Consider the following 22,900-nt stretch of genomic DNA (forward strand, 5'->3'; position numbering starts at 1 on the left):
AGCCAACGTGACAGCGCCGTCTCAGGTGCTTCCGGGCCCCCTCAGACAACTGCTGGCCGAAGAACGGAACCGGCTCAGAGGTCAGCCGCAACAGCACCACTCCGTCAGGCCATCTCACTCTTCAGCGCATGATGAACGGGGGTCAGTCGAACTGCTCAAGCGTGCCTTGTGACGGCATCGCCTCCAAGCTGCCACATCTCGTAGTTCCCACATTCTGCCGTGATCTCGGCCGTCGACTGGGCCGCAGTGACGAAGTCATCTACTACCGGCGAGGTGTGAGATGCCGCCACCGCGAGGCACACCTGGTCGGGCGCCAGATCCGGGATGGGCACATAGACGACGTCCGGATGCGAGTAGAACACGGACGCCGAACGGGCCAGGAAGGAGATGCCCCGGCCGGCCGCGACATGCTCGAGCGTCTCGTCCACCCCGCGCACCGGGTACCCGGCATTGGGGAGCGGGCGCTTGGTGGGCTGTGTGCTCGGGTCACCGTGCCAGACCAGCGGTTCGCCGGCCAGGTCGGCCTCGGTGACCTCCTTCTTGCCGGCAAACCGGTGTCCGGCGGGCAGTACCGCTACCCGCGGCTCGGTGTACAGCGGGGTGACGCGCAGGCCGGCCTCGTCGATGGGCAGCCGCACGTAGCCGACGTCGATACGGCCGTCGAGCAGCATCGCAGCCTGGTCGTCCCCTTCGATCCGCTGCACGTCCACGACCACGTCCGGGTGCCGGTCCTCGAACGCACGGGCCGCCGGGGTGACGGCAACGCCGGCCCGGAAACCGACCATCAGCCGCCGCTTGCCGCCGGCGGCCGCGGACACCCGGCGGCGGACCGCGTGGGTTGAGGCGAGCAGCGGACCGGCGTCGGCCAGCAGTTGCCGGCCTGCATCTGTCAGCTCCACGCCGTGGCGATCCCTGGTGAACAGCGAGGCGCCGAGATCCTGCTCGAGCGCACGGATCTGCCGACTGAGCACCGGCTGCGCGATGTGCAGCTCATCGGCGGCGCGGCCGAAGTGCAACTGGTCGGCCACAGCGACGAAGTAACGCAGTTTGCGCAGGTCCAGATCCATGGCGCCCCCAGCTGGTGATGCCTCCAGGGTATCACCACGGCTGAAAGAAGTCTTGGACGCCCACTCAGGCCAATGAAGTCTTCTCAGCAACGTGACGGTTGCGGTGTGTGACGCTGCCGGACGGCGCGGGATGGTGACTCGGCGTCAGACATGAGTGAAGCCCCTGGTGGGAACGGGTCTGCGAAGATCACGTTCCGCACAACCAGAGGCTCCACGTGGCGTCCAGTATCACCTACACCGCCGTGCTCGATGTCCGCAGGGCGACCGCCGAGCATCTCGCGAAGCTGCTGCGCGGGCACCGCGAACAGCTCGGGACCCGCAAGGGCACTCGCGCGCTGGGCGTCTTCCGGCAGGCGGTGCTCGTGCTGCGCTGGTTCGTCGACGGTACCCGGCTGGTCCAACTCGCCCGGGACAACGGCATCTCGGTACCGACCGCCTACCGCTACCTGCACGAAGGGCTGACGGTGCTCGCCGACCACGCTCCCGATCTGTCCACCGCGCTGGAGAGGGCGGCGGCAGCCGGGTACACCCACCTCAACCTGGACGGCACGGTCATACGCACCGACCGAGTGGCCGCCGCCGGCCCCAACGGCGCGGACCTGTGGTGGTCGGGCAAGCACAAGCACCACGGAGGAAACGTGCAGGTCATCGCCGCCCCGGACGGCTGGCCCATCTGGGTCTCCCCGGTCCGCCCGGGCCGCGAGCACGACACCACCTGCGCACGGGCCCACGGACTGGTCGACACCCTGAACCGGCTCGCCGCCACTCTGGGCGTCCCCACCCTGACCGACCTCGGCTACGAGAACGCCGGGCCCGGCTTCCGCCACCCGGTCAAGAAGCCCAAGGGCGGTGAACTCGCCGAACCCGACCAGGCGTTCAACGCCGTAATCCGAGGCGTCCACGCTGTCGCCGAACGTGCCAACGCCCTGCTGAAGGTCACTTTCAAGGCCCTGCGCAGGGTCAGCCTCGACCCTGCGGCCATCACCCGCATCGCCCGAGCCGCCCTCGTCTTGCTCCAGCTCGAGCACGGCCGCACCGCCTGAACGAAGATCACAAAACGTCACGAGGCGTTACCGAGAAGAGTTCAATGGCAACCTGAATAGGTACCTAATGGTCCGAGCGAATTCGGCACAAGAATTCGACATCGGAGGGACCAGGCCCAGAATTAGCGCATCAGGATTTGAACGCCCCATCGCGTTATTCGACGGCGTCGACGACACAACCGTTAACAACGACGGGGCGGGCATGGCGTCCTATCCAGCTCCAGAAAGCAGGAACTCCATGAGCAGCATCAGCATTATCGGCCTGGGGAACGCGGCCCGCGCCCTGGCCGCCCGGGCGCTCGCCGGCGGCAACGCAGTCGAGATCATCGGCCGTGACCCGGCCAAGGCCAAGGAATTGGCCGCTGCGCTCGGTGGCGCCACTGTCGGGACGGCCGGCACCGCCCCGGCCGGGGACATCGTTGTCCTCGCCGTGCCGTACGCCGGCGCGGCGGCGGTGGCGAGCGAGTACGGGGACGCACTGCGAGGCAAGATCATCGTTGACATCACCAACCCCGTAGCCCCCGACTTGCAGGGCTTCGTCGTCCCCGACGACAGTTCCGGCGCACAGGAGATCGCCAAGGCGGCTCCAGATGACGCGCATGTCGTCAAGGCGTTCAACACTGTGTTTTCCCACGTTCTGGCGGCCGGCCCGGCCGAGGATCGCCCTCTGGACGTGTTCATCGCCGGCGACGACGCGCAGGCGAAGGCACGCGTGTCGGCGTTCGTCGAGAGCCTGGGGCTGCGCCCCTGGGACACCGGGGAACTGTTCATGGCGCGGGCACTGGAGAACGTCGGCCTGCTGGAGCTGGGCCTCATGAACCACTCCGTCAAGCACACCAATTTCTCCCTCGGCATCACCCTTCTCGGCTGATCACACCCCTTACCCCTACCTTTCGTGCCGCGTTACGCCAGTTCACTTGCGGCACGAAAAGATCCTGCACCTACCCTCACAAGGACAATCAGATGCGCGTATTCGTCGCTGGGGGGACCGGCCATTCCGGTTCGTACATCATCCCCGAGCTCATCGCCGCCGGGCACGAGGTCACCGGCCTGGCCCGGTCGGACGCGGCCGCGGCGGCCCTGTCCGCGCTCGGCGCGAAGGTGCGTCGCGGCGACGTCCAGGATCTCGACGGGCTCAAGGAGGCAGCCTCGGGTTCCGATGGCGTCATCCACGTGGCCCACAGGCAGGATCTGCTGCCCTCCGGTGGGATGGACGCCGTGGCCGCTGCAGAGCTCCCGATCATGCTCGCGTACGGCGAGGCACTGGCGGGAACCGGAAAGCCGCTGGTCACGGCGGGGAGCATTGGCTCACCCGGGCAGCACCTGGGCCGGCCGGCCACCGAGGAGGACCCGGCCCTCCCCGCCGGCGAGGAGCACAAAGGCACCCTGCGAATCCGCAACGTCGTGGAAAGGGCAGTAGTCGACCTCGCCGAGCAGGGGGTGCGGTCTTCGGTCGTGCGGATCGCCAACATCGCGCACAGCACGACCGATCGTGCCGGCTTCCTCCCCACGCTGATCGCGCTCGCGAAGGAAAAGGGGTTCGTCGGCTACCCCGGGGACGGCGCGAACCTGTGGAACGCCGTGCACATCCGCGATGCCGCCACCTTGTTCCGCCTGGCGCTGGAGAAGGGGCCGGCCGGCAAATACTGGCACGCGGTCGAGGACGGGGGCATCCCGTTCCGCGACATCGCCGAGGCCATCGCCAGCCGCCTGGGCCTGCCCGCCGTGAGCGTTCCCAACGATGCCCTGATGACGCCGGGGTACTTCGGGTTCCTCACGAATATCGTCACGCAGAGCTACCCGGCGTCCAACCTCATCACCCGCCGGACCCTCGGCTGGGAACCCGCCCAGCCAGGCCTGCTCGCCGATATGGACAACGGCCACTATTTCCCCGCCGGCTGACGGCGGGAACCGGGATCGAAACGAACCCGGCAACCGGCAAGTTCGGCTCTTCTGAAGGACGTTGAGATTATGACGACTGTGGGATTCATCGGAAGCGGAAGCATCGGCAGGACCATCGCGCGACTCGCCGTCGGGGCCGGGCACCAGGTGGTGCTCAGCAACTCGCGCGGTCCCGAAACGCTCGTGGACACGGCCGAGGAACTGGGGCCGCGGGCGTCCGCGGCGACGAGCGAAGAGGCCGCGGCGGCCGGTGACATTGTCGTGGTCACGGTGCCGGTCAGCGCCTTCCCCCACGTGCCCGCCGCGCCACTGGCCGGGAAGACGGTCATCGACACCTGTAACTACGGCCCCGAGCGTGACGGGCACATCCCCGAGCTCGACAGCAAATCCCTCACCTCAAGCGAGCTGCTCCTGCGGTACGTCCCCGACGCCCTGCTCGTAAAGGCGTTCAACAACATCTTCTTCAGGCATCTGCTGTCACTCGCCCGCCCGGCAGGGGCGGCCGACCGTTCCTACCTGCCGATCGCCGGAGACTCCGCATCGGCGAAGGCGGCGGTGACCGAATTCATCGACTCCATCGGCTACAGCGTGGTAGACGCGGGAACGCTGGCCGACAGTTGGCGGCAGGCGACGGGCACGCCGGTGTGGGGAACACCGTACGGGCCGTACTCGAACGAGAAGGGCCAGCCGGTCGGCGAGGACGCCATCCACGCGGCACTGGCCACCGCAACGCGGTAACCGTCGATTATCGCGGACCGTGATGGGGTCCGGCCGTGCCATGCCCCCGCCCGGGGGATACCGGGCGGGGGCTTATTTCGCACGCAAAGGCGTCGAATCCAGCGAAGGTTTGCCCCTGCGTCTCGTCGCGGGGAGTCAGGTTCGACGTCGCTGGGCCAGGTCGCGGACTGCTCCCCGGGAGTCCAACTGCCCGCGCAGATTCGTGTTGACCTCCTCAACTGGTGGTTTGGCCCCGCACGCTGCCGTAGTGCTGAACAGCCTCAGCGCTCTGCCGGACAGCTCAGACGAGACGATCGGGGTGGCAGCAGTCGATCGGCGGGGCCCCGTCACGGATGACGCCATGCTCGCCGCCGCGCTCCACCTCTGCGACCAGGAACTGAGCCTGCGGGAGATCGCCGAGCGGCTCTTCAACTCCACGGGGAAGAAGAAAGGCCAGCACCCGTCAGCGGCCACCGTCATGCGGATGCTCCGCGACCACGATGAGAGGGCACTGGAAGCTTCTGATTACGGATAGCTGCTTTGCCCCTGGCCGTGGCTTCAGGAGTTCGAGGCCGTCACCGGCCGAGGTCGTAGCACACGAACTGGCCCGAGTGCTCGTCAACTTTCCGCGTAGAACGGCCTGCCCGAGCGGCGAGTGGCCGACGCGGTCAACCATGGACCGCTGACTCATGCCAACGTGCCAGTGAGTCAGCCCTTCCACCCGCAGGTGAAGCATGCCGTGAACTGCTGCGACGAGCTATTCCGGTACGCAGAAGCGTCCCTACGAGGAGTCGCTGGAACTGAACCGGCTGGTGCTGCTCGACGACGTACCGGCCAACGCGGAGACGTGGGCACAGGCGCGCGCCTTCCGCCTGGCGGCCGCCCGAGGCGTCCGCGGGGTCGTCGCGCACAGCGATCCCGAGCCCAGGACACGTCTCACCGCCCACGGGCCCGAGACGATCTTCCCCGGCCACTACGGGACGATCTACCAGGCCAAAGGGATGGACTACCTGGGCAAGACGCGCCCGCGGCGCCTGACCATGCTGCCCGACGGCTCGGTCCTCCATAGATGGTCCTGCTGCGGGCCGACTTGCTGGAACCGGCGGAAGAGGCAGCGGATCATCTTCCGCGATCCCGCCCGGCACCTGCCCGTCGGCGACCTGAAGGGAATTCCGAAGTCCGTGCCCAGCGACCTGCTGGCCGGCCTACTCGACCACGCCACGACGCCGCTCGGGCGGCTGACCGTCGCCCTGGCCGCCGTGCACGCCGTGCCCGGCAGCGACATCATCAAGGTCCTGACGGCCGACGTCGACCTCGCTCGCGGCACACTCGAAATCCGCCGCGGCCTGCTGCGGCACACCCTCTACCTGGAGGAGTTCACGCACCGACTCGCTGCCGAGTGGCTGGCCTACCGCCACCACCGCTGGCCCGCCTCCACCAACCCCCATCTGCTGGTCAGTCAGAAGACCGCGCTGGACCCCGACCATCCGACCGTCAGCATCGGCACACTCCGCGCAGCCATCCCCAAGGGGCTGACCCTGGACGGCCTGCGCCAGGACCGGATCCTCAACGAAGCACTCGCGAGCGCCGACCCACTGAAGCTGATGCGGCTGCTCGGCATCACGGAACAGACCGCCATGCGCTACGTCGGCACATCCCACCCCGAGCGCACCGCGAAACTGCCCCGGTAGCCGTTTGCCCGGCCGACGGAGTCGCCGACGGCGAAGGCATCCCGCCGCCATCCCTCCGTCTGCTGCGGACAGAGGGACAGCATGCGCTGTACCGGTTACAGGTCAGCCAGTTCGGGTGCAACGCGCTTGTCGTAGCCGCGTTCTGCGTCGTCGCCGAACTCGAACGAGTAGTGGGTGATCACCTTGTCGATGCCACCGAGCTGCTTGGCGATCGGCGACACCTCCGGTGCCCATTCAACGGTGGGAATGTCGTCGTCCCTGCTTTCGCTGTTCTCCCAGCACAGGAGGACCCACTTGAGCTTGCCGTCGTTGCCGGTGACCGGACGGATGAGCGCGACCCGGTTGTACCGGGTGCCCTCACCAGCGTGTTATTGAGGTTGTCGCTCACGAAGTCCCTGTAGCCGGCCTTCGTCGTCGGGTCTTGCTTGTCCGTGATTTCCAGGATGAGCTCGGCGTCGTAGTTCCTGCCGAGGATGAAGGTCGTGTACCTCTGACCTGCTCGAGCAGCCTGCCGTGCCAGCGATGCGTCCGGATACTGCATGAGCGTGCAGCCGTGGCCGCCAACCCATGCACGAGCTCGTTAGGCGTCGGCGAGGAGGGGGTCGTACGGGGTGCCCGTGCGGCGGCCCGCCATGAAGGAGAGGAAGTCGCCCACGAAGGCGCTCCGGCCGTAGGCGCCGTCGGTGGTGGTGAGGTCGCGGTGGAAGGCGGTGCGGAAGAGGGTTCGGTATTCGTCCGCGTCGATGCTCCCGTTGCCGTCCTTGTCGGTGGCGCCGAAGAGGACCTCGGCAACGCGGATGAGCGCGGGTCCGGCGAGGGAGGGGACGGCGCTGGCGTACTCCTCGGCGCTGACGCGGCCGTCGCCGTCCGTGTCGAGGGCGGCCTGGAGCTCGCGCCACCAGGCGGCGAAGGCGTCGTAGAGCCGGGTCTCCTCGGGTTCGTCCAGGTCGAGGCGGGTGGAGAGTTCGCGTGCCATGGCGGCGAGGTCAGGCCAGCCGAGGTGGCCGTCGCCGGTCTGGTCCAGCACTCGGCGGAAGAACTCCTCCGCCGAGCGTCGGTTCTCTTCTGTGCCCGCCGAAGGGGCCGGGTCGGGGTTGGTGTCGCCGCTCAGTGGTGTGAGGAGGCGGAGCAGGGCCGATGCCCGCTTCATGCGGGCGCGCAGGACGGTTACGGTGCGGGCGCGAGGGTCGTCGCTGTCGGGTGAGAGTGAGAGGGCTTCGATGATGCTTTCGGCGTTGATCCAGCCCTCAGGCAGGAATCGGGCGAGCCCGGCGGCGAGGTAGGCGCCTTGCATGAGGGTTGGGGCGCCGGGCATCTCGGGCAGGCCGGCCCGGCGCCGGTAGGGCTCGGGGAGCGAGGCGACGGTGATCGCGCCGAGGAGCGGACCGGCGACAGCGCGGCCGGCCGCCCACAGTGTCGGCGCGCTGTCGAGCAGCGCAGGGGCGGGCAGGTGGTCGAAGAGCCGGTAGAGGATGACGCGGGCCGCCTCGGTGTTCTCCAGCTCGTTTTCGACGACCCGGTCGAAGTATCGCCAGAAGTCGTTCAGGTCCTCGGGGAGTTCTGCGGCGTCGCCGTCGAGCGCGGCGAGGAAAACGCGGTACTCGGCGTACATCCGCTCCATCGTGTCCTGGTCGAGCGGCTGGCCGCTCAGCCGGCACATGGTGACGGCGCTCTCGAAGAGGGTGGCGACCACCCAGGCGCGGGTCGCGCGGTCCATCGCGTCGTAGGCGCGGCCGCGGGAGTCGGAGCCGCTCATGCGGGCGTGCAGCCGGTTGAGTCGGGCGGCCTCCCGTTCGCGTACCGCTGGGTCGGTGCCGAACATGCGCCGCATGCTGAGGAAGGTGTTGCGCAGTCGGCGCCAGGGGTGGGCGACGAAGGTGGAGTTGTCGACGAGGGCGGCGCCGATCTGCGGGTGAGCGGCCTCCAGTACGGTGGCGCGGATCATGGCCAGGGCCCAGCGCGGGTCGTCGAAGAAGGCGCTGAACTGCGATTTCGGGCCGAACAGGGAGGCCTCGTCGGCCGTTCCCGTGGTTTCGGTGGTCATGATGGGTCTCCGTTCGTCCGGGCGGGCACGCCGCCGAAGCGGCGGTCTCGGTGCCGGTAGGTGTGCAGGCAGGCGAGGAAGTCGGGGGCCCGGAAGTCCGGCCAGAGCGCCTCGGGGAAGACCCACTCGGCGTAGGCGACCTGCCAGAGCATGAAGTTGGAGATGCGCTGCTCACCGGAGGTGCGGATGACCAGATCCACATCGGGGGTGTCAGGGAACGGCAGGTGGTCCGCGAAGAGCTGCTCGGTCACCTCGTCGGCGGGCGTCCCGCTGCTGATCAGCGACCTTGCGGCCTCGACGATGTCTCGGCGCCCGCCGTGGTCGAAGGCGACGGTCAGCGTCATCCCCCGGTTGTCGGCGGTCAGTGCCGCCAAGTCGTCGAAGTCCTGGGCCAGTTCACGGGGGATGCGCGGGTCGGTGACCCCGAGGAAACGGCAGCGGATGCCGCGCGCGAGCAGCAGCGGCGCATGCTTGCGCACAACCCGGCGCACCAGACGCATCAGGAATTCGACCTCGGTGCCAGGGCGGTTCCAGTTCTCGGTGGAGAAGGCGTACAGGCTGAGCCACTCCACGCCGGCGGCCCGGGCCGCCTCGATGACGTCGATGACGGCGGTCTCCGCGGCCCGGTGACCCGCCGTACGGGGAAGCGAACGCCGCTGCGCCCAACGGCCGTTGCCGTCCATCACGCAGGCCACGTGCCGCGGCCCCGCACGCGCCGCCCCCTCGTTCCGCCGCTGCCCGCCGGGTCCGCCACCGCGCTGTCGCCCGCCCGACCGGTCCTCCGTCACCGCGCGTGCGCGCGGCACGCCGTAGTCCGTCACGCCCGGCGCCGCCCCGTCCGGAGCGGCACGACCGGCCGAACCGCGCTCGGTCACGCCCACCCTGCCCCGCCGCTCCCGCCTCGCCCACGCCCCACCGGCGCGTTCCCTCCCGGGAGTCTGACAGCGCGAAAGGGCCCTGACCGGCCGAACGAAGAGCCGTCACCCTTGACTCGTACGATCGAATCCGTCCGAGTGCTAGAGCGGTGAACTCGCGCACAGGTCCTTTCAAAGCTCCAATCGATGCGCGGGTTGGAGCGTGACCGCATCCAAGAATCCGCGAACTCGCGCGCTTCCGACCGCGCGATGTCCAAGGTCCGCAACGGCGAGCGCGGCCGCGGCGGGGTCGAGCGGCGCCTGGTCGCCCTCGGCGCTCGCCCGCGTGACGCGGGCGAGCCGGGCCGGACGTGGCTGGCCGAGGCCCTGCACGACGTCGGCGCGCAGGGCGTACGCCACGGCGGCCACCATCGCTACGCCGCCTACATCGGGCCGCGTACCGGCCGCCGGCTCACCGCCACCTCCTACCCATACCCGAAGGCCGACCAAAGGAGTGCGGTCGCATGAACGCCGTACCCCGCCTCGGTGGCGAGGGCATCGAGCTGCAACGCCTCGTGGCCGACACTCCGACCCGCTCCGCCGGAGCCCTCACCGTCATCCAGCTCGCCGCCGAGGCCGGAGTCAAGCGATGGGTCCTCACCCACAAACACCCCGACCTCCGCAAGGAATTTGAAGAAGCCCGGGAATCCGTGAACGGAATTCCCGCCGCTTTCCAAACCCTCCAGGCCAAAGTCGACGACCTCGAAGCCGCACACAAACGACTACGCCAACACAACACCGAACTCACCGAACGAAACGAGATCTATGCCCAAGTCATCCACGCTCTCACGACCGAACTCGCCCACCTCGGCAGAGCCCAGACACTCCCTCCCAACGTCCGGCGACTCCCTACCGACACCACCGCATCGCCCCGGACCTGAGTCTCCGGCGCTCCGCGCCGGAGGAGCCGAGACGTGGATACAACAGCCCCGAAGAGGTGACAGAGGATTGGGGGTCGACTCGACCGCGTACCTGGTGAAGATGCTGGAGGACCCGGCCGCTCACGGAGTCGACCTGGACCGCACCATGGTGCTTGCCAACCTGGCTGGCAGCAGCTTGAGTTGGCGTGGGGGTCGAGTCAGGGAAGAGGCGAAGCTCCTGGTGCTCATCACCGACATCACCGCCGGATTCCTGGCACACTGGGACGGATCCTCGCTTCCCGGCGCGCTGATGCGCGCCGGCGGGGCTTTTGCTGTTGCTCTCACCGTGTTGTGCGGCATCATCGCGCTGGGTGTTGCCCTGCCGATCTGAACACGGACGTCCAGCCTGGCCGGGGCCTCGTGGTGACGTGGGCTGCCGCCTGCTGGCAAATTGCGCGCACGGGCGGCGGGTCCTGGGCCGCCACGGCTTACCCCCGCTCGAGCGGGGGCCGCGGCCACGACGAATCCCCGTGCTCGGCAACTGCAATGACTGCAAGGCGTGGGAGTTGTCCGGTGCGAAGACCGCCGTCGGCAGTGCCACGGTCATCGCGGACGGCGGCTATCAGGACACTGGCCTGGTCATCCCGCACCGGCGAGAACGCGGCCAGAGCGAACTTCCGGCCTGAAAGGAGGAGCACAACGCGTCCCAACGGTGTCCCGAGGGGCAATTGGCGGCTTTTGGCCGTGATGGATGTACGGATCTCCGCCTGCACCACGTCTGGGGCCGAGTCGCCGGTCCAGGAATCTCTGTCAGTGATTGGTGCCCGGCTACGTCGACGGGCGGAATGCCTGTCGGCGGGAGAGTTCGGCGGCGTAGTCAACCCTTGTGGAGCCGGTCTCCTTGGTCCACTTTTCAGCGCGGCTGATGTGAAGTCCCAGGAGGCTACTGAGGACGACAGCGGGGAGTTCTGAGGAGAGTTCCATGAGTGTGGTGTTGCGGGCGGGCCGTGCCTTGATACCCATGACGGTGAGCATGCGCATGACTTGTCGGCGGCTGATCGGCCGTGCCCGGGAAGAGCCGGGGCTGATCGTCACTGCGTCCGAGGGTGGAGTAGCCGTGCCTATGCTGGACGAGCTCCAGCACGAGGGAGTCCAGCGGTGGCGGCAGGTCGGTCGGGTGGGACCCGAGTGTGCGCGCAACTCCGTAGTGCCGCCCTCAACTGCCAAGGGCCTGAGCCGAACTCATGTCGGAATGATCAGTAAGGCCGGTTCACGCCGGTGCGCGCGGCGCACTATGCGTGGCCACGAGCGTCCATGGGAACTCCGCACGCTCTACCGGTGCCCACGGGCGGCGGAAATGATGAGCCACACCGCACATGAACCAGGTGATCCGCACCCCTGTCCCTTGGCCAGGCGGACATGCGGCGGAAGGAGCCCATGGTGTTGCTTCTCATCTCCCCGGACAGCGTCGAGGAGGCCCTCGACTGTGCGAAGGCGGCGGAGCACCTCGACATCGTCGACGTCAAGAAGCCCGACGAGGGCTCGCTCGGCGCCAACTTCCCCTGGGTCATCAGGGAGATCCGCGACGCGGTCCCGGCGGACAAGCCGGTGTCCGCCACTGTGGGAGACGTCCCGTACAAGCCCGGCACGGTGGCTCAGGCCGCGCTCGGCGCGGTCGTCTCCGGCGCCACGTACATCAAGGTCGGCCTCTACGGATGCACGACGCCCGATCAGGGCATCGAGGTCATGCGCGCGGTCGTCCGGGCGGTGAAGGACCACCGCCCCGAAGCACTCGTCGTCGCCTCGGGCTACGCCGACGCCCACCGGATCGGCTGCGTCAACCCGCTCGCCGTGCCCGACATCGCCGCCCGCTCCGGCGCCGACGCGGCCATGCTGGACACCGCCATCAAGGACGGGACGCGGCTGTTCGACCACGTTCCGCCGGACGTCTGTGCCGAGTTCGTCCGGCTGGCCCACGCGTCCGGTCTGCTCGCCGCCCTCGCGGGCAGTGTCAAACAGACCGACGTCGGTCTGCTGACCCGCATCGGCACGGACATCGTGGGCGTGCGCGGAGCGGTCTGCGAGGGCGGCGACCGCAATGCCGGAAGGATTCAGCCGCATCTGGTGGCTGCCTTCCGGGCGGAGATGGACTGGCAGGCCCGGGAGCACGCGGCCGGCGTCCCCGCCGTGAACTGACCACTGGCATGCCTACCTCTGAGCCCGACCGCGTCCCCGGACGCCGGGCCGCGCGTTTCGCTGTCGTCGACCCGGCCACCGGGGAGATCTTCGACGAGGCCCCCGACCAGCAGCCGGACGAGTTGGACGCCGTGGTCGACCGGGCCCACCGGGCCTGGCACGGCTGGCGCGCCGACCCCGCCGCCCGCACCACCGCGTTGCGCGTGGCGGCCGACGCCGTGGAGAGGGCCGGCGACGACCTCGCCCGGTTGCTCACCCGGGAACAGGGCAAGCCCGTGGCCGAGTCGTACGCGGAGATCGCCCGTACGGCGGCCCGCCTGCGCTACTTCGCAGACCTGGCCCCCAGAACCCGGCGGATCACCGATGGCCGGCCCGTGCACAGCGAGATCCGCTGGCGGCCCCTCGGACCCGTCGCCGCGATCGTGCCGTGGAACTTTCCCCTCCAGCTCGCGGCGGCGAAGTTCGCGCCCGCGCTCGCGGCGGGCAACACCATGGTCCTCAAACCGTCCCCGTTCACCCCCCTCGCCACCCGACTGCTTGGCTCCGTTCTCGCCACCGCCCTGCCCGAGGACGTACTGACCGTCGTCACCGGCCGCGAACCCCTCGGCGCCCGCCTCGCCTCCCACCCGGGCATCCGCCACGTCACCTTCACCGGCTCGGTGCCCACCGGGCGGGCCGTCGCCGAAGCTGCGGCGGCCTCGCTCGCCCAGGTCACCCTGGAACTGGGCGGCAACGACGCCGCCGTCCTGCTGCACGACGTCGAGGTGGACCGGATCGCGGACCGGCTGTTCTGGGCCGCGTTCCGCAACTGCGGGCAGGTCTGCATGGCGGTCAAACGCGTCTACGCCCCGGTCCGGCTCCACGCCGAGGTCGTCGAAGCCCTCGCCCAGCGCGCGAAGACCGTCGCTGTCGGGGCCGGCCTCGACCCGGACACCCGGCTGGGCCCGGTCAACAACGCCCCCCAGCTGGCCCGGATCGAACAGGTCGCGAAGCAGGCCCTGGCGGACGGCGCCCGGGCGGCGGCCGGCGGCCACCGGCTGGACGGGCCGGGCTACTTCTTCGCTCCCACGATCCTCACCGATGTCCCGCCTGGCAGCCCGGTGGTGACCGAGGAACAGTTCGGACCGGTCCTTCCGGTGCTGCCGTACCGGAGCCTCGACGAAGCCGTCGACGCGGCCAACGGCACCGGCTTCGGACTGGGCGGCTCCGTATGGGGCACTGATCTCGACCAGGCCGAGGTGGTGGCCGACCGCCTCGAATGCGGCACGGCCTGGATCAACCACCATGCCGAACTGTCCCTCGCCCAGCCCTTCGCAGGCGTCAAGAACAGCGGTGTCGGCGTCGCGGGCGGACCGTGGGGGCTGTACGGCAACCTCCGGCCGTTCGTCGTCCACCGCCCGCAGGAGGAATGACGATGAGGTTTCAGGCGGCCGTACTTCGCTCGTACGAGGACCCGTTCGCGCTCGAGGAGGTGACTCTGCGCACGGAACCCGCCGTCGGCGAGATCCTGGTCGAGATCGCGGGCTGCGGGATGTGCCGGACCGATCTCGCGGTCCGGCGATCGGCCAGCTGCAGCCAGCTGCCGGCGGTGCTCGGCCACGAGGGGGCCGGGGTCGTGGTGTGGACGGGCGGCGGCCCAGACACCGCGATCGGCGTCGGCGACCACGTCGTGCTGAGCTTCGACTCCTGCGGACACTGCCGGAACTGCCGCGGCGCGGCCCCTGCCTACTGCGAATCCTTCGCCTCCCTCAACCTCTTCGGAGGACGCAAGGAGGACGCGCCGCGGCTCACCGACGCGACCGGGGGAGCGCTGACCCCCCGGTGGTTCGGCCAGTCCTCGTTCGCCGAGTACGCGCTCGTCCCGGCCCGCAACGCCGTCCGGGTAGACCCCGCACTGCCCGTCGAACTGCTCGGACCGCTCGGCTGCGGCTTCCTCACAGGCGCCGGAGCGGTCTTCAACTCCTTCGGCGCCGGCCCCGGCGACACCCTCGCGGTCTTCGGCGCGGGAGCGGTAGGCCTGGCCGCGGTGATGGCGGCCACCGCCGCCGGCGCACTGACTGTGGCCGTCGACCGGCATCCCCAACGGCTGGCCCTGGCCGAGCGGTTCGGCGCGATCCCGCTGTCCGCCGGAACGGCCGGACTGCCCGAGCAGATCCGGCGGCTGACCGACGGCGGCGCGCAGTACGCGCTGGACACCACGGCCTCGTCCCCGCTCATCAACGACGCGCTCCGGGCACTGCGCCCCACCGGCAGCCTCGGCCTGGTGGCACGGCTCCACACCGCGCTGCCGCTCGAACCGGGCACGCTGGACCGAGGCCGCAGCATCCGCCACATCTGCGAAGGGGACGCCGTACCTGGACTGCTGATACCCCGGCTGACCGGGCTGTGGCAGGCCGGACGCTTCCCCTTCGACCAGCTGATCCGCACCTACCCGCTGGCCGACATCAATGAGGCCGAACGCGACTGCGACGCGGGCCGCGTGGTCAAACCCGTCCTGCTCCCGGAGGGAAGAAGCCGATGAGCCAGGCATGCGGCACCGCAGACCCACCGCATCCGACAATCAGGCACCTCGCAGTCCCCACTCCCGCCAACGGAGGAAACATGGTCGGCACGGCGCCGCAGCACACGGACGTGGAAGGCGTGGACGGAGGCGTGGGTCTGACCGCCCTCCTGGTCGCCGCGGCACGGGCGATCGAGACCCACCGCCACGACAGCCTGGCAAAGGACGTCTACGCGGAGCACTTCGTGCGCGCCGCCCCGGCGTGCGCGGACTGGCCGGTGCGCATCCAGCAGGTCCCGGACGGGGACGGCAACCCGCTGTGGGGGCGGTTCGCCCGCTACTTCGGCCTGCGGACCAGGGTCCTCGACAACTTCCTCCTCCGGTCGGTCCGTACGAGTGCCCGTCAAGTGATCCTGCTGGGCGCGGGGCTGGATACCCGCGCCTTCCGGCTGGACTGGGCGTCCGACTGCGTGGTCTTCGAGATCGACAGGGCGGGCGTGCTGGCGTTCAAGCACCAGGTGCTCACGGACCTGTCGGCCACCCCGAAGGTGAAGCGCGTCCCCGTACCAGTCGACCTGCGCGCCGACTGGGTCACCGCGCTGACCACCGCCGGCTTCGACCCGGCCACACCGAGCGTCTGGCTGGCAGAGGGACTGCTCTTCTACCTGCCGAGCCCCGCCGAGACGTACCTCATCGACACGGTGGACCGGCTGACCACCGAAGGCAGCGCGCTGGCCTTCGAGGTCAAGCTGGAGAAGAACCTGCTGGAGTACCGCGACAGCGCGATCTACACGGCGACGCGAGAACAGATCGGCATCGACCTGCTCCACCTCTTCGACAAGGGACCACGACCCGACTCCGCGGGCGACCTGGCGGCCAAGGGCTGGTCCACCTCGGTACACACCCCCTTCGACTTCACCCACCAGCACGGACGCGGCCCCCTCCCCGAGCCGAACGACGCGCTGGAGGGGAACCGGTGGGTGTTCGCGCACAAGCCCCAGTTATGACGTCCGCAGCGCTCACGGCGACGTCCGCACAGGGCCGGTATCCAGCACACCGCCCGGACCTGCCACGACGCCAGTGAGCGTAAGACGGCCGAGAACGGTTGCCATGATGGCTCCTTGATCCGTGAGCATTTCCCGAAGATGGGGATGCCGCGGCCTCTCTTCGGCGTTGATCGACTTCTTTGCGCATGAAGGCGCGCGCACCATTGACGTAAGGGCGCATCACACCGGCGCGTTAGGTGCGTGCGCGCCGGTGCCGTACAGCTGGACGTACGACTCCGTGCCCGGCGCCGGCGACTATAGTCCGGGACCTCCCGGTGCTCCTGCTCACTGTGTGTCTTCGCCTCCCACCACGACGTGCTGCTCTCGGTTGACCGTCGGCCGCAGCTGGCCGACCTGTACGCCGAGGTCGAGCAGGTGCACGGCGACAGCTTCCGCGCGGACTGGCGCATCACCGAGCTGATCCGGCACGCCGCAACGTGCGGGGCTCCCGACCCTGATGAGGCTCTCTGAAATCGGCTGTGGCCGCTCGCCGCCTCAGCCGGTCCGGTGCTCAACGGAGTGAGGAGCTTCGACGAGCACCGGGCGTGTCTTCGGCCAGGATTACCGCCTTGTGGAGTGTGCGGGTCATGTCGGATGGACAGAATGCCATCGGGGTCCCCGCAGCAGCCGTCTACGCTCTCGGCATGCAGCGCAGCGATGTCACGCGGGACGACGGCACGTGGGTGGGCCTGTCCCTGGACGTACAGGACCGCCACCAGCCGGGGCTGTGCGTGTTCACTGCCGGTGCGCAACTGCTGGTCTCCCAGATGTCGCAGCCTGTGCTGCTCGCCGTCGTCGATGAGCAACACGAGGGCGTGGACTTCTGGCGTACCGACGGGTACCGCTCCGTCGTCCCGCCCTTGCGTGCCGATGCGGGCCGCGCCCTGGCGGGCAGCCCGGAACGGTGGGCCCACCGCTTTGCGCAACACCTCATCGACTCGCCGGGCAGCCCGTTGCACGAGGGCCGGTGGCTGCTCTCGTGCGAGAGCCCGCTCCGGCGCTGGCGCCACGCCGACGCCTCGCACGCCGAATACTGGAGCTCGATGCTCGTCGACGGCCATCCAAGCGGCTACATCGACTGGTTCCTCCATGCTCATTCGTGGGAGGTCCTGCCGCTGCGGCCGATGCCCGATGCCGACGACAGCCGGGTCAAGGCGTACCGCAAGCTAGGAGCGTGTCTGAGTAACGGGCAACTGGCCGGGAGGTCGTGATGGGCGGGATCGGTCGTGGTCGCTCGGTCAGCGCCTGTGGGGCCGATGAGCGGGTCGGTCGGAGGGGGATTTCGGCCCGCTGAGGCCGGTGTGGCCGGATGGTCAGCCGGCCAGGACGGCGAGTCCTGCGGTTCCGGCGTGTCGGAAGATCTTGCGGAGGTTGTGGCAGGCGGCCAGCAGTCGCCACTCGCCGCGGGCTCCGTCCTCGCCGCGGAGGAGGAGTTGGCGGCCGTTCTGGCAGGTCATGATCTGGCCGAAGACGGGTTCGACGATCGCTTTGCGGCGGCTGTAGGCGGCCTTGCCGGGCTTCGTCCGCAGTGTGCGGGCCATGCGCTCCTTGAGGGTGGCGCTGGCGGGGATGCGTCCGCGGGGTGCGGGCGGGACCTGTTCGTCGTGGCCGAGTCGGCCGGTGGCCATGAACGTATCGGTGCCGCAGGCGAGTTGGCGCTCTTTGGAGGCCTGCAGGTTGGTCTCGGAGCAGTAGCCGGCATCGACGAGGGCCTGCCCCGGGTGGACGCCGGTGTTCTGCGCGGACTGGTCGAGCATCGGGGTGTAGTTCAGCGCGTCCGAGGCGTTGGTGGTGATGTCGGCGGCCGTGATGACCTGGTGCTCTTCATCGACGACGGCCTGGGCGTTGTAGGCCTGGATGTAGGCGCCGTCGCTGTTCTTCATGATCCGCGAGTCGGGGTCGGTGAAGTTGGCCTGGGCCTTGGGCTTGGGCCGGGCCTTGGCTGCTGCCTGCTCGCCCGCGTCGGTGACGGCCCGCTCGTCGCTGGTCCCGGCGCGTTCCTGACGGCGGCGTTCCTTGTCTTCGGCGTGAGCGCGGGCCTTGTCGGCGGCCTCGGTCTCGATCTGCGCGCGGGCGGCCTGCAGCCTGGCCAGGCGCTTCTCGCGCCGGTCCAGCTCGGCGGGCAGGTCGGCCTCTTTGCCGTCCACGCCGAACCGGGCATCTTCGGCGGTATCGACTGCTTCGGCGTCGTCCAGCAGGGACCGGGCCGTGGCCTCCAGGGCGGCGATCTCGGCTTCGATCTGCTCTTCCTTGCCGATCAGGCGGCCGTAGCTCATCGCCTTGTGCTTGGATGCGCTGGCCTCCAGCTTGGTGCCGTCCAGCGCGACGCGGCCCATCTTGACCATGTCCAGCTTCCGCGCCAGGTGCAGCGACTGCAGGAACAGGCCGGCGAGCGCGTCCAGGTGGCGGCGGCGGAACCGGGCGATCGAGCGGAAGTCCGGAGCCTGGTCGGCGGCCAGGAACCGGAACGCGACGTCATCGACACACTTACGCGTGATCGCCCGCGAGGAGCGCACCCCGGTGGTGTAGCCGTAGATCAGCAGCCGCACCATCAGCCGCGGATCGTAGGGCGGGTAGCCGCGCTTTTCGGTGTAGTCCGCCAGGATCGGCGACAGGTCGAGCACCTCGTCGACCAGGTCGGCAACGAACCGGGCCAGGTGATCCTCGGGCAGCCAGTCGTCCAGCGACGGCGGCAGCAGCAGGACCTGGTGCGGGTCGAACGCCCGGAACGTCTTGTCCACCGCCGCCGGACGACCCTGCGGCTGCTCCTTCTCACCCGGCTCGATCTCGAACAGACCATCCCGATCACGCATACCGAGATCATCCCGCATGAATGATCACGAACCGCAAGCGGGGTGTCCGTTACTGAGACACGCTCCTAGCCGCACGGCTTGGATATCGCTCATGTCCAGATCCCCTAGGGCAAGCAGCCTTCGGGCCAGTGCATCGGCCACGGCGACCCGCTCCTGGGTGCGGAAGGGACGCTCGCCGGGCGAGTCGATCGCTTCCTGGACCAGATAGGCCGCGAGCTTGTGCACGTCCTTCTCGCCCAGCGTGCGCTTCTCACCACGGAAAGAGACCAGGTCCTTCAGTCGCACGGGCCTGTCGACCAGTCCAGCACCAGGCCCGTCCGCCACGAAGAGTTTCCTGATCAGTGAGCCGACCAGATTGGAGGCCAGCCTGCCACCGAGTACCACTGGATCCATCCGCCACCCCCGTGTGTTCCGGATACGGGTGGAGCCTAGACGGTGGTGGCTACAGCCGTCCGTTGCACTCCGCTAGCTGGAACGTTGTCTCGTCACCGGCAGGCAGACGGCGACGCTGTTGTCGCTGTCCGGGACGATCGTGAATTCCCTCGTGCGCGGCCGGGACCCACTGCCCTGCCCCGCAGGTGCCCGCCCATGCGCTATGTCCACCGCATGCCGATGGCGGACAGCTGCTCCATCCGCTCGGGCGACAGCGTCGCGGCCCTGCTGCGCTGATTGCTGACCCAGGCGCCCAGCTTCAGCTCGCGTTCCTCCTGGTCCTCGCCGACGATCCGTTCGACGTGCTTCCTCGGCGCGCGCAGGTGCCCCTCGCGCTCGTAGAACTGTCTGGCGGCGGCGAAGTTCATCGCCCACTTGTCGGCCTGCGTACGGCGTGGGACCGGTTTCTCGTTCTCGGTGGCGGGTTCGATTCCGAGGACCTGCTCGCACATCCACTGCTGTACGGCGGTGAGCTTGCCCCAGCCGAAGCGAACGGCCTTGACCCACCGCCCGAGATCCTCGCCCTGGCGCACGACCACGCCCGGCTCGGTCGGCAACTCGCCGCCCTCGTCCAGGTGCCGGCGGGTGAGGTGGAACGCCCTCTGCCATTCCACGGGCCAGGCCGGGCGCCACGACGGGTCGATCTCCTCAAGCTGCTCGCGCCGCTCCTCCGACAAGGCGCCGGCCGACGAGTGAATCGGAAGTCCCTCGGCACGCTGCTGCTCGATCTCAGCGGCCTTCCGGGCGGCGGCCCGGGCGTTCTTCAGCCAGATCCCCACCTTGGCCCCGTGATAAGTGGCGTCCAGCGGGGCCAGGAGGTGCCCGTGTTCGGCAGCCCATCCACGGGCGGCGGCCAGGCCCTCTTCCCACGCGACGTCGAAGTGCGACCACACCATGCCGAGCTTCTCCAGCTGCGCGCCGCGGTCGGCGTCCATGTCCCCGCGGGCGTAGAACCTTCGGGCGTCGGCGATCCATTGCCCCAGCGGGAAATTGGCGAGTGAGGCCGGCCACCCCTCGGCTTCCGCCTCCTGGTCGCCGCGCTCGGGAACGCGGTACGTGAACGGCACCTTGAGATCGCGCACCTCGCGGGCGTAGATGACGGCGGCCTCGATGCCGCGCCGCCAGTGCTCGTGCTCGGGGTTGAGCACCCGCAGGTTGATGAACGCCGCCAGCGCGGCCGGGTCACGTGGCGTGGAGAACTTCAGCAGCGCCTTCGCTGAAGCGGACGCACCACCGGAGCCGTCCCCGGCGCTGCCCTTCTCGCGCGTCTGCACGCCCCTGGAGCGGCTCTGGGCCTGCTGCTCGGCCAACTGCTCAACGATGCGGGTGTCGTGCGCCCTGAGCGCTTCCAAGAGCTTCGCCAAGCCGCCATACGCCCGGGAGGTGAGCATGTTGTCCGCCGTCTCCCCGGGACCCAGTAGCACCGGCACCACGAGGGAGGCCATCTTCCCCTCGCCCGGCTGCATCCGCAGCGCCCGGCCCACGGCCTGGACCAGGTCGGGCATGGAGCCGCGCACGTCGGCGAAGTACACAGAGTCACAATTTCGGGTGTCGACGCCCTCGCCCAGAACCTTCACCGAGCTCAGGAAGCCCTTCTCCACCATCGTGCCGTCCATGGCGATCCCGTCGGCGAACTCCCCGAGAACCCATCGACGGTGGTTGGGCTTGTGGTCGCCGCACAGCCAGTTGGCCCAGATCGTGGCCGGGTACAGCTCCGGGTCCGCGGCGTGCAGCTGCGCGGCGACATCGGGAAGGCCGACCGCGAACGCCTCGGCTTCCTTGACCACGTGGTGGAAGGTGAGCGTGCGGCGGAAGCCCTCCTCAGCGGCCGCCTTCACCAGGGCAGTCTGGAGCGCGGCGAGCCGGGCTCCACGCACCTGGTCCGACCGGCCCTCGGCACCGAGCAGCACGGCGGCCTGGAACTGGGTGTCGGTGACGTCCACGCACACCACCTGGTACGGCGCGCAGATCCCCCTATCGATCGCCTCCGACAGCGTCAGGGTGTAACACCTGCTGCCGAACGGCCCATTGGGGTCGTCCTCCATGCTTGCTACCAGCTCGCCCGGCGCGCCCTGCTCGGATTCCTCGTCCAGCTGCCACAGGCGGGGCGTGGCGGTCATGTAGAGGCGGCGCAGGGACGGGATGCGGGTGTTGTTGTGCACGACGGCCCACGGCTTTCCGATCCGGCCGGAACACCTGTGGGCTTCGTCCACGACGATCAGGTCCCAGCCCGGAAGACCGGCGGCATGCGCGCGCTCCAGCGTGCCGAGCCCCAGGCTGGCGTACGTGGCGAACACGGTGACCTTGTCGAACGGGCGCACCCAGTCGACCAGCTCGTCCACGTCCGTGGTGTTGGGGAAGGCCACCTGATCCCCACGGAGGGACGAGACCCCGATCATCGGCCCTGTACGGCCTCCCTCACGCCAGGCGGTCTCGGTCTGGGCGAGCAGGTCCAGCGAGGGCACGAGGACGAGCACACGGCCCGCCTGGAGCTCGTCAGCACTCCGGGCGGCGACGAGACTCTTGCCCGATCCGGTCGCCATGATCACCTGAGTCCGGAGGCCACCCTCCGGCACAAGCGATCTTGCAGGCAAATCGAGTGCACGCAGTACCGCGTCAACGGCTTCTCGCTGGTGGGGACGGAGTTCCTTCACTGCCATTCCGATCTGTTTTCTCCTGTGGGCCGCGCCTGTGGCATCACGCGGCAGGAAACAGGAAACGTGCACGTGAACGGGTGTGAGCGGCTACGGTGAAGCCACCGAAACCTGGTCGAAGCCTCGGGTCAATCGCAGGGGAGCGTGATCAGGATCGATCCAGCTACCCCTTTGCGGGTGCTGCTACCTGATCCCAGAGTCTATCTCTGAACCAAAATGAAGCACTCACAACCGCAAGTATTTGTCTTGCTGCTGCTCATCCAGTAGGTCCGTGATGATCACACGCACTGCGGCGAAGTGTATGTGAAGGCGGCCGTTTCGGCCGGACAGAAGCGGGGAAAAGGCTGACGACCTCTCAGATAGCTCAAGGCCCCGTTCGAACGTCGGAGAATTCAAGTGCGTCCTAATGATCTGGGCCGCGGAGTGATGAGGATCCTTCTCTACGCGGGTGTCATCGCGATGGTTGCAGCGACCACGTTGGGCATCATATGGGCTGTAGGAAAAATCGATTTCCCCGCCCCTGATCCCGCAAGTTCAACCCAGCCATACGACCCTCCTGGTGACCCCTTCTGGCCCCCATTACCCACAGCTGCACCCCCGGCCCAACCTCCGGTCTACCGCTAACAGAGCATCAGCTGGCCGGACCTCAGCCGCGTTACCCCTTCTTGCTGCCGGACCGTCAGACCCGCACGAACCCCACGCTGCCGCCTGCACGGAGTGCGGAGCGGCTGGAGCGCAGCGGAAGCCACGTCCGGGCGCAGCCCGGCTCCGGCCGAAGGCCGGCGGTGCTCCTGGAGAGGGGGGGGGGGGGGGGGGGGGGGGGGGGGGGGGGGGGGGGGGGGGGGGGGGGGGGGGGGGGGGGGGGGGGGGGGGGGGGGGGGGACGGCGGAGGGAGCACAGCTCGAGCGCAACCCCGTGGAGGTTGTGCAGTGAGCCCCCAGCGAGCCGCCAGCGCCCTGGGCGGGCGGCCGCAGCGCGGTGCGAGCACCGGTGTTCCGCTTGCACATCATGAGCGATGGTG

General features: G+C 69.1%; 21 protein-coding genes and 3 pseudogenes. 16 read left to right on the top strand and 8 right to left on the bottom strand.

Annotation, left to right across the window (positions count from 1 at the left end; translation table 11 throughout):
* Nucleotides 1-155: 155 nt before the first annotated feature.
* Entirely contained in the window at nt 156-1,067 is a 912-nt protein-coding gene (locus OG819_RS54700; RefSeq protein WP_266657388.1) for a LysR family transcriptional regulator, read from the bottom strand.
* 215 nt (nt 1,068-1,282) lie between these two features.
* Between OG819_RS54700 and OG819_RS54705 the strand changes: the two genes are divergently transcribed.
* From OG819_RS54705 to OG819_RS54730, 6 genes and pseudogenes are all read left to right on the top strand, one after another.
* The gene (locus OG819_RS54705; RefSeq protein WP_266656598.1) at nt 1,283-2,110 is read left to right on the top strand and encodes a transposase family protein; all 828 of its coding nucleotides are present in this window, start codon (nt 1,283-1,285) and stop codon (nt 2,108-2,110) included.
* 238 nt (nt 2,111-2,348) lie between these two features.
* Nucleotides 2,349-2,981 (top strand): NAD(P)-binding domain-containing protein, encoded by a 633-nt coding sequence (locus OG819_RS54710; RefSeq protein WP_266657390.1) that lies wholly within the window; start codon nt 2,349-2,351, stop codon nt 2,979-2,981.
* Between the two features lie 92 nt (nt 2,982-3,073).
* Complete coding sequence (locus OG819_RS54715; protein WP_266657392.1) at nt 3,074-4,012, top strand: SDR family oxidoreductase; 939 nt, start codon at nt 3,074-3,076, stop codon at nt 4,010-4,012.
* A 78-nt stretch (nt 4,013-4,090) separates the two neighbouring features.
* Nucleotides 4,091-4,750, top strand: coding sequence for an NAD(P)-binding domain-containing protein (locus tag OG819_RS54720; protein WP_266657474.1), 660 nt, complete (start codon nt 4,091-4,093; stop codon nt 4,748-4,750).
* 247 nt (nt 4,751-4,997) lie between these two features.
* Complete coding sequence (locus OG819_RS54725) at nt 4,998-5,264, top strand: hypothetical protein (RefSeq protein ID WP_266657394.1); 267 nt, start codon at nt 4,998-5,000, stop codon at nt 5,262-5,264.
* A gap of 571 nt (nt 5,265-5,835) precedes the next feature.
* Nucleotides 5,836-6,420 (top strand): annotated as a pseudogene (locus OG819_RS54730) (hypothetical protein); the annotation flags it as partial.
* 95 nt (nt 6,421-6,515) lie between these two features.
* Here OG819_RS54730 and OG819_RS54735 read toward each other — a convergent pair.
* The 3 genes from OG819_RS54735 to uppS form a co-directional block, all read right to left on the bottom strand.
* Nucleotides 6,516-6,641 (bottom strand): hypothetical protein, encoded by a 126-nt coding sequence (locus OG819_RS54735; RefSeq protein WP_266635506.1) that lies wholly within the window; start codon nt 6,639-6,641, stop codon nt 6,516-6,518.
* A 359-nt stretch (nt 6,642-7,000) separates the two neighbouring features.
* A complete protein-coding gene (locus OG819_RS54740) occupies nt 7,001-8,464 on the bottom strand; it encodes an oxygenase MpaB family protein (RefSeq protein ID WP_266635504.1) in 1,464 nt (487 codons plus the stop codon).
* Entirely contained in the window at nt 8,461-9,159 is a 699-nt protein-coding gene (gene uppS / locus OG819_RS54745) for a polyprenyl diphosphate synthase (RefSeq protein ID WP_266637274.1), read from the bottom strand. Before uppS ends, OG819_RS54740 begins: the two co-directional genes overlap by 4 nt.
* Before the next feature lie 366 nt (nt 9,160-9,525).
* On the opposite strand from uppS, the gene OG819_RS54750 reads away from it, so the two are divergent.
* The 4 genes and pseudogenes from OG819_RS54750 to OG819_RS54765 all read left to right on the top strand — a co-directional run.
* Nucleotides 9,526-9,846: a hypothetical protein gene (locus OG819_RS54750; protein WP_266635502.1), complete on the top strand. Its 321-nt coding sequence runs from the start codon at nt 9,526-9,528 to the stop codon at nt 9,844-9,846.
* Complete coding sequence (locus tag OG819_RS54755; RefSeq protein WP_266635500.1) at nt 9,843-10,259, top strand: hypothetical protein; 417 nt, start codon at nt 9,843-9,845, stop codon at nt 10,257-10,259. The genes OG819_RS54750 and OG819_RS54755 overlap by 4 nt, the downstream gene beginning before the upstream one ends.
* Nucleotides 10,260-10,353: 94 nt before the next feature.
* Nucleotides 10,354-10,629 carry a hypothetical protein gene (locus OG819_RS54760; protein WP_266657398.1) on the top strand — a complete coding sequence of 92 codons (276 nt, stop codon included), beginning with the start codon at nt 10,354-10,356 and terminating at the stop codon, nt 10,627-10,629.
* Between the two features lie 136 nt (nt 10,630-10,765).
* A pseudogene (locus OG819_RS54765) lies at nt 10,766-10,921 on the top strand (IS5/IS1182 family transposase); the annotation flags it as partial.
* 145 nt (nt 10,922-11,066) lie between these two features.
* On the opposite strand, the gene OG819_RS54770 reads toward OG819_RS54765, so the two are convergent.
* Nucleotides 11,067-11,261: a hypothetical protein gene (locus OG819_RS54770; RefSeq protein ID WP_266657400.1), complete on the bottom strand. Its 195-nt coding sequence runs from the start codon at nt 11,259-11,261 to the stop codon at nt 11,067-11,069.
* Nucleotides 11,262-11,678: 417 nt separating this feature from the next.
* On the opposite strand from OG819_RS54770, the gene OG819_RS54775 reads away from it, so the two are divergent.
* The 6 genes from OG819_RS54775 (at nt 11,679) to OG819_RS54800 (ending at nt 17,191) form a co-directional block, all read left to right on the top strand.
* Entirely contained in the window at nt 11,679-12,434 is a 756-nt protein-coding gene (locus tag OG819_RS54775) for a (5-formylfuran-3-yl)methyl phosphate synthase (protein WP_266436127.1), read from the top strand.
* Nucleotides 12,435-12,442: 8 nt separating this feature from the next.
* Nucleotides 12,443-13,846, top strand: a complete 1,404-nt coding sequence (locus OG819_RS54780) for an aldehyde dehydrogenase family protein (protein ID WP_266657402.1) — start codon at nt 12,443-12,445, stop codon at nt 13,844-13,846.
* A 2-nt stretch (nt 13,847-13,848) separates the two neighbouring features.
* Nucleotides 13,849-14,955, top strand: coding sequence for an NAD(P)-dependent alcohol dehydrogenase (locus OG819_RS54785; protein ID WP_266657404.1), 1,107 nt, complete (start codon nt 13,849-13,851; stop codon nt 14,953-14,955).
* Nucleotides 14,956-15,035: 80 nt separating this feature from the next.
* Nucleotides 15,036-15,941 (top strand): class I SAM-dependent methyltransferase, encoded by a 906-nt coding sequence (locus tag OG819_RS54790; protein ID WP_266657406.1) that lies wholly within the window; start codon nt 15,036-15,038, stop codon nt 15,939-15,941.
* Nucleotides 15,942-16,295: 354 nt separating this feature from the next.
* Entirely contained in the window at nt 16,296-16,451 is a 156-nt protein-coding gene (locus OG819_RS54795) for a hypothetical protein (RefSeq protein WP_266657408.1), read from the top strand.
* Nucleotides 16,452-16,624: 173 nt separating this feature from the next.
* Nucleotides 16,625-17,191, top strand: coding sequence for a hypothetical protein (locus OG819_RS54800; protein ID WP_266657410.1), 567 nt, complete (start codon nt 16,625-16,627; stop codon nt 17,189-17,191).
* A 102-nt stretch (nt 17,192-17,293) separates the two neighbouring features.
* On the opposite strand, the gene OG819_RS54805 is transcribed toward OG819_RS54800, so the two are convergent.
* The 3 genes and pseudogenes from OG819_RS54805 to OG819_RS54815 form a co-directional block, all read right to left on the bottom strand.
* A complete protein-coding gene (locus OG819_RS54805; RefSeq protein ID WP_266652810.1) occupies nt 17,294-18,775 on the bottom strand; it encodes an IS1182 family transposase in 1,482 nt (493 codons plus the stop codon).
* Nucleotides 18,776-18,856: 81 nt separating this feature from the next.
* Nucleotides 18,857-19,186: pseudogene (locus OG819_RS54810) on the bottom strand (ATP-binding protein); the annotation flags it as partial.
* A 200-nt stretch (nt 19,187-19,386) separates the two neighbouring features.
* Nucleotides 19,387-21,885 (bottom strand): DEAD/DEAH box helicase, encoded by a 2,499-nt coding sequence (locus OG819_RS54815; protein WP_266657412.1) that lies wholly within the window; start codon nt 21,883-21,885, stop codon nt 19,387-19,389.
* Between the last annotated feature and the right edge of the window lie 1,015 nt (nt 21,886-22,900).

The sequence above is a fragment of the Streptomyces sp. NBC_01549 genome (assembly GCF_026339955.1).
Lineage (GTDB): Bacteria > Actinomycetota > Actinomycetes > Streptomycetales > Streptomycetaceae > Streptomyces.

Bases quoted from the DNA above. Each gene is read 5' to 3' on its own strand.
- OG819_RS54770 (WP_266657400.1), bottom strand. From the start codon at position 11,261: ATGGGTATCAAGGCACGGCCCGCCCGCAACACCACACTCATGGAACTC.
- OG819_RS54785 (WP_266657404.1), top strand. From the start codon at position 13,849: ATGAGGTTTCAGGCGGCCGTACTTCGCTCGTACGAGGACCCGTTCGCG.
- OG819_RS54815 (WP_266657412.1), bottom strand. From the start codon at position 21,885: ATGGCAGTGAAGGAACTCCGTCCCCACCAGCGAGAAGCCGTTGACGCG.
- OG819_RS54780 (WP_266657402.1), top strand. From the start codon at position 12,443: ATGCCTACCTCTGAGCCCGACCGCGTCCCCGGACGCCGGGCCGCGCGT.
- OG819_RS54700 (WP_266657388.1), bottom strand. From the start codon at position 1,067: ATGGATCTGGACCTGCGCAAACTGCGTTACTTCGTCGCTGTGGCCGAC.
- OG819_RS54750 (WP_266635502.1), top strand. From the start codon at position 9,526: ATGCGCGGGTTGGAGCGTGACCGCATCCAAGAATCCGCGAACTCGCGC.
- OG819_RS54740 (WP_266635504.1), bottom strand. From the start codon at position 8,464: ATGACCACCGAAACCACGGGAACGGCCGACGAGGCCTCCCTGTTCGGC.
- OG819_RS54790 (WP_266657406.1), top strand. From the start codon at position 15,036: ATGGTCGGCACGGCGCCGCAGCACACGGACGTGGAAGGCGTGGACGGA.
- OG819_RS54715 (WP_266657392.1), top strand. From the start codon at position 3,074: ATGCGCGTATTCGTCGCTGGGGGGACCGGCCATTCCGGTTCGTACATC.
- OG819_RS54800 (WP_266657410.1), top strand. From the start codon at position 16,625: ATGCAGCGCAGCGATGTCACGCGGGACGACGGCACGTGGGTGGGCCTG.
- OG819_RS54755 (WP_266635500.1), top strand. From the start codon at position 9,843: ATGAACGCCGTACCCCGCCTCGGTGGCGAGGGCATCGAGCTGCAACGC.
- OG819_RS54710 (WP_266657390.1), top strand. From the start codon at position 2,349: ATGAGCAGCATCAGCATTATCGGCCTGGGGAACGCGGCCCGCGCCCTG.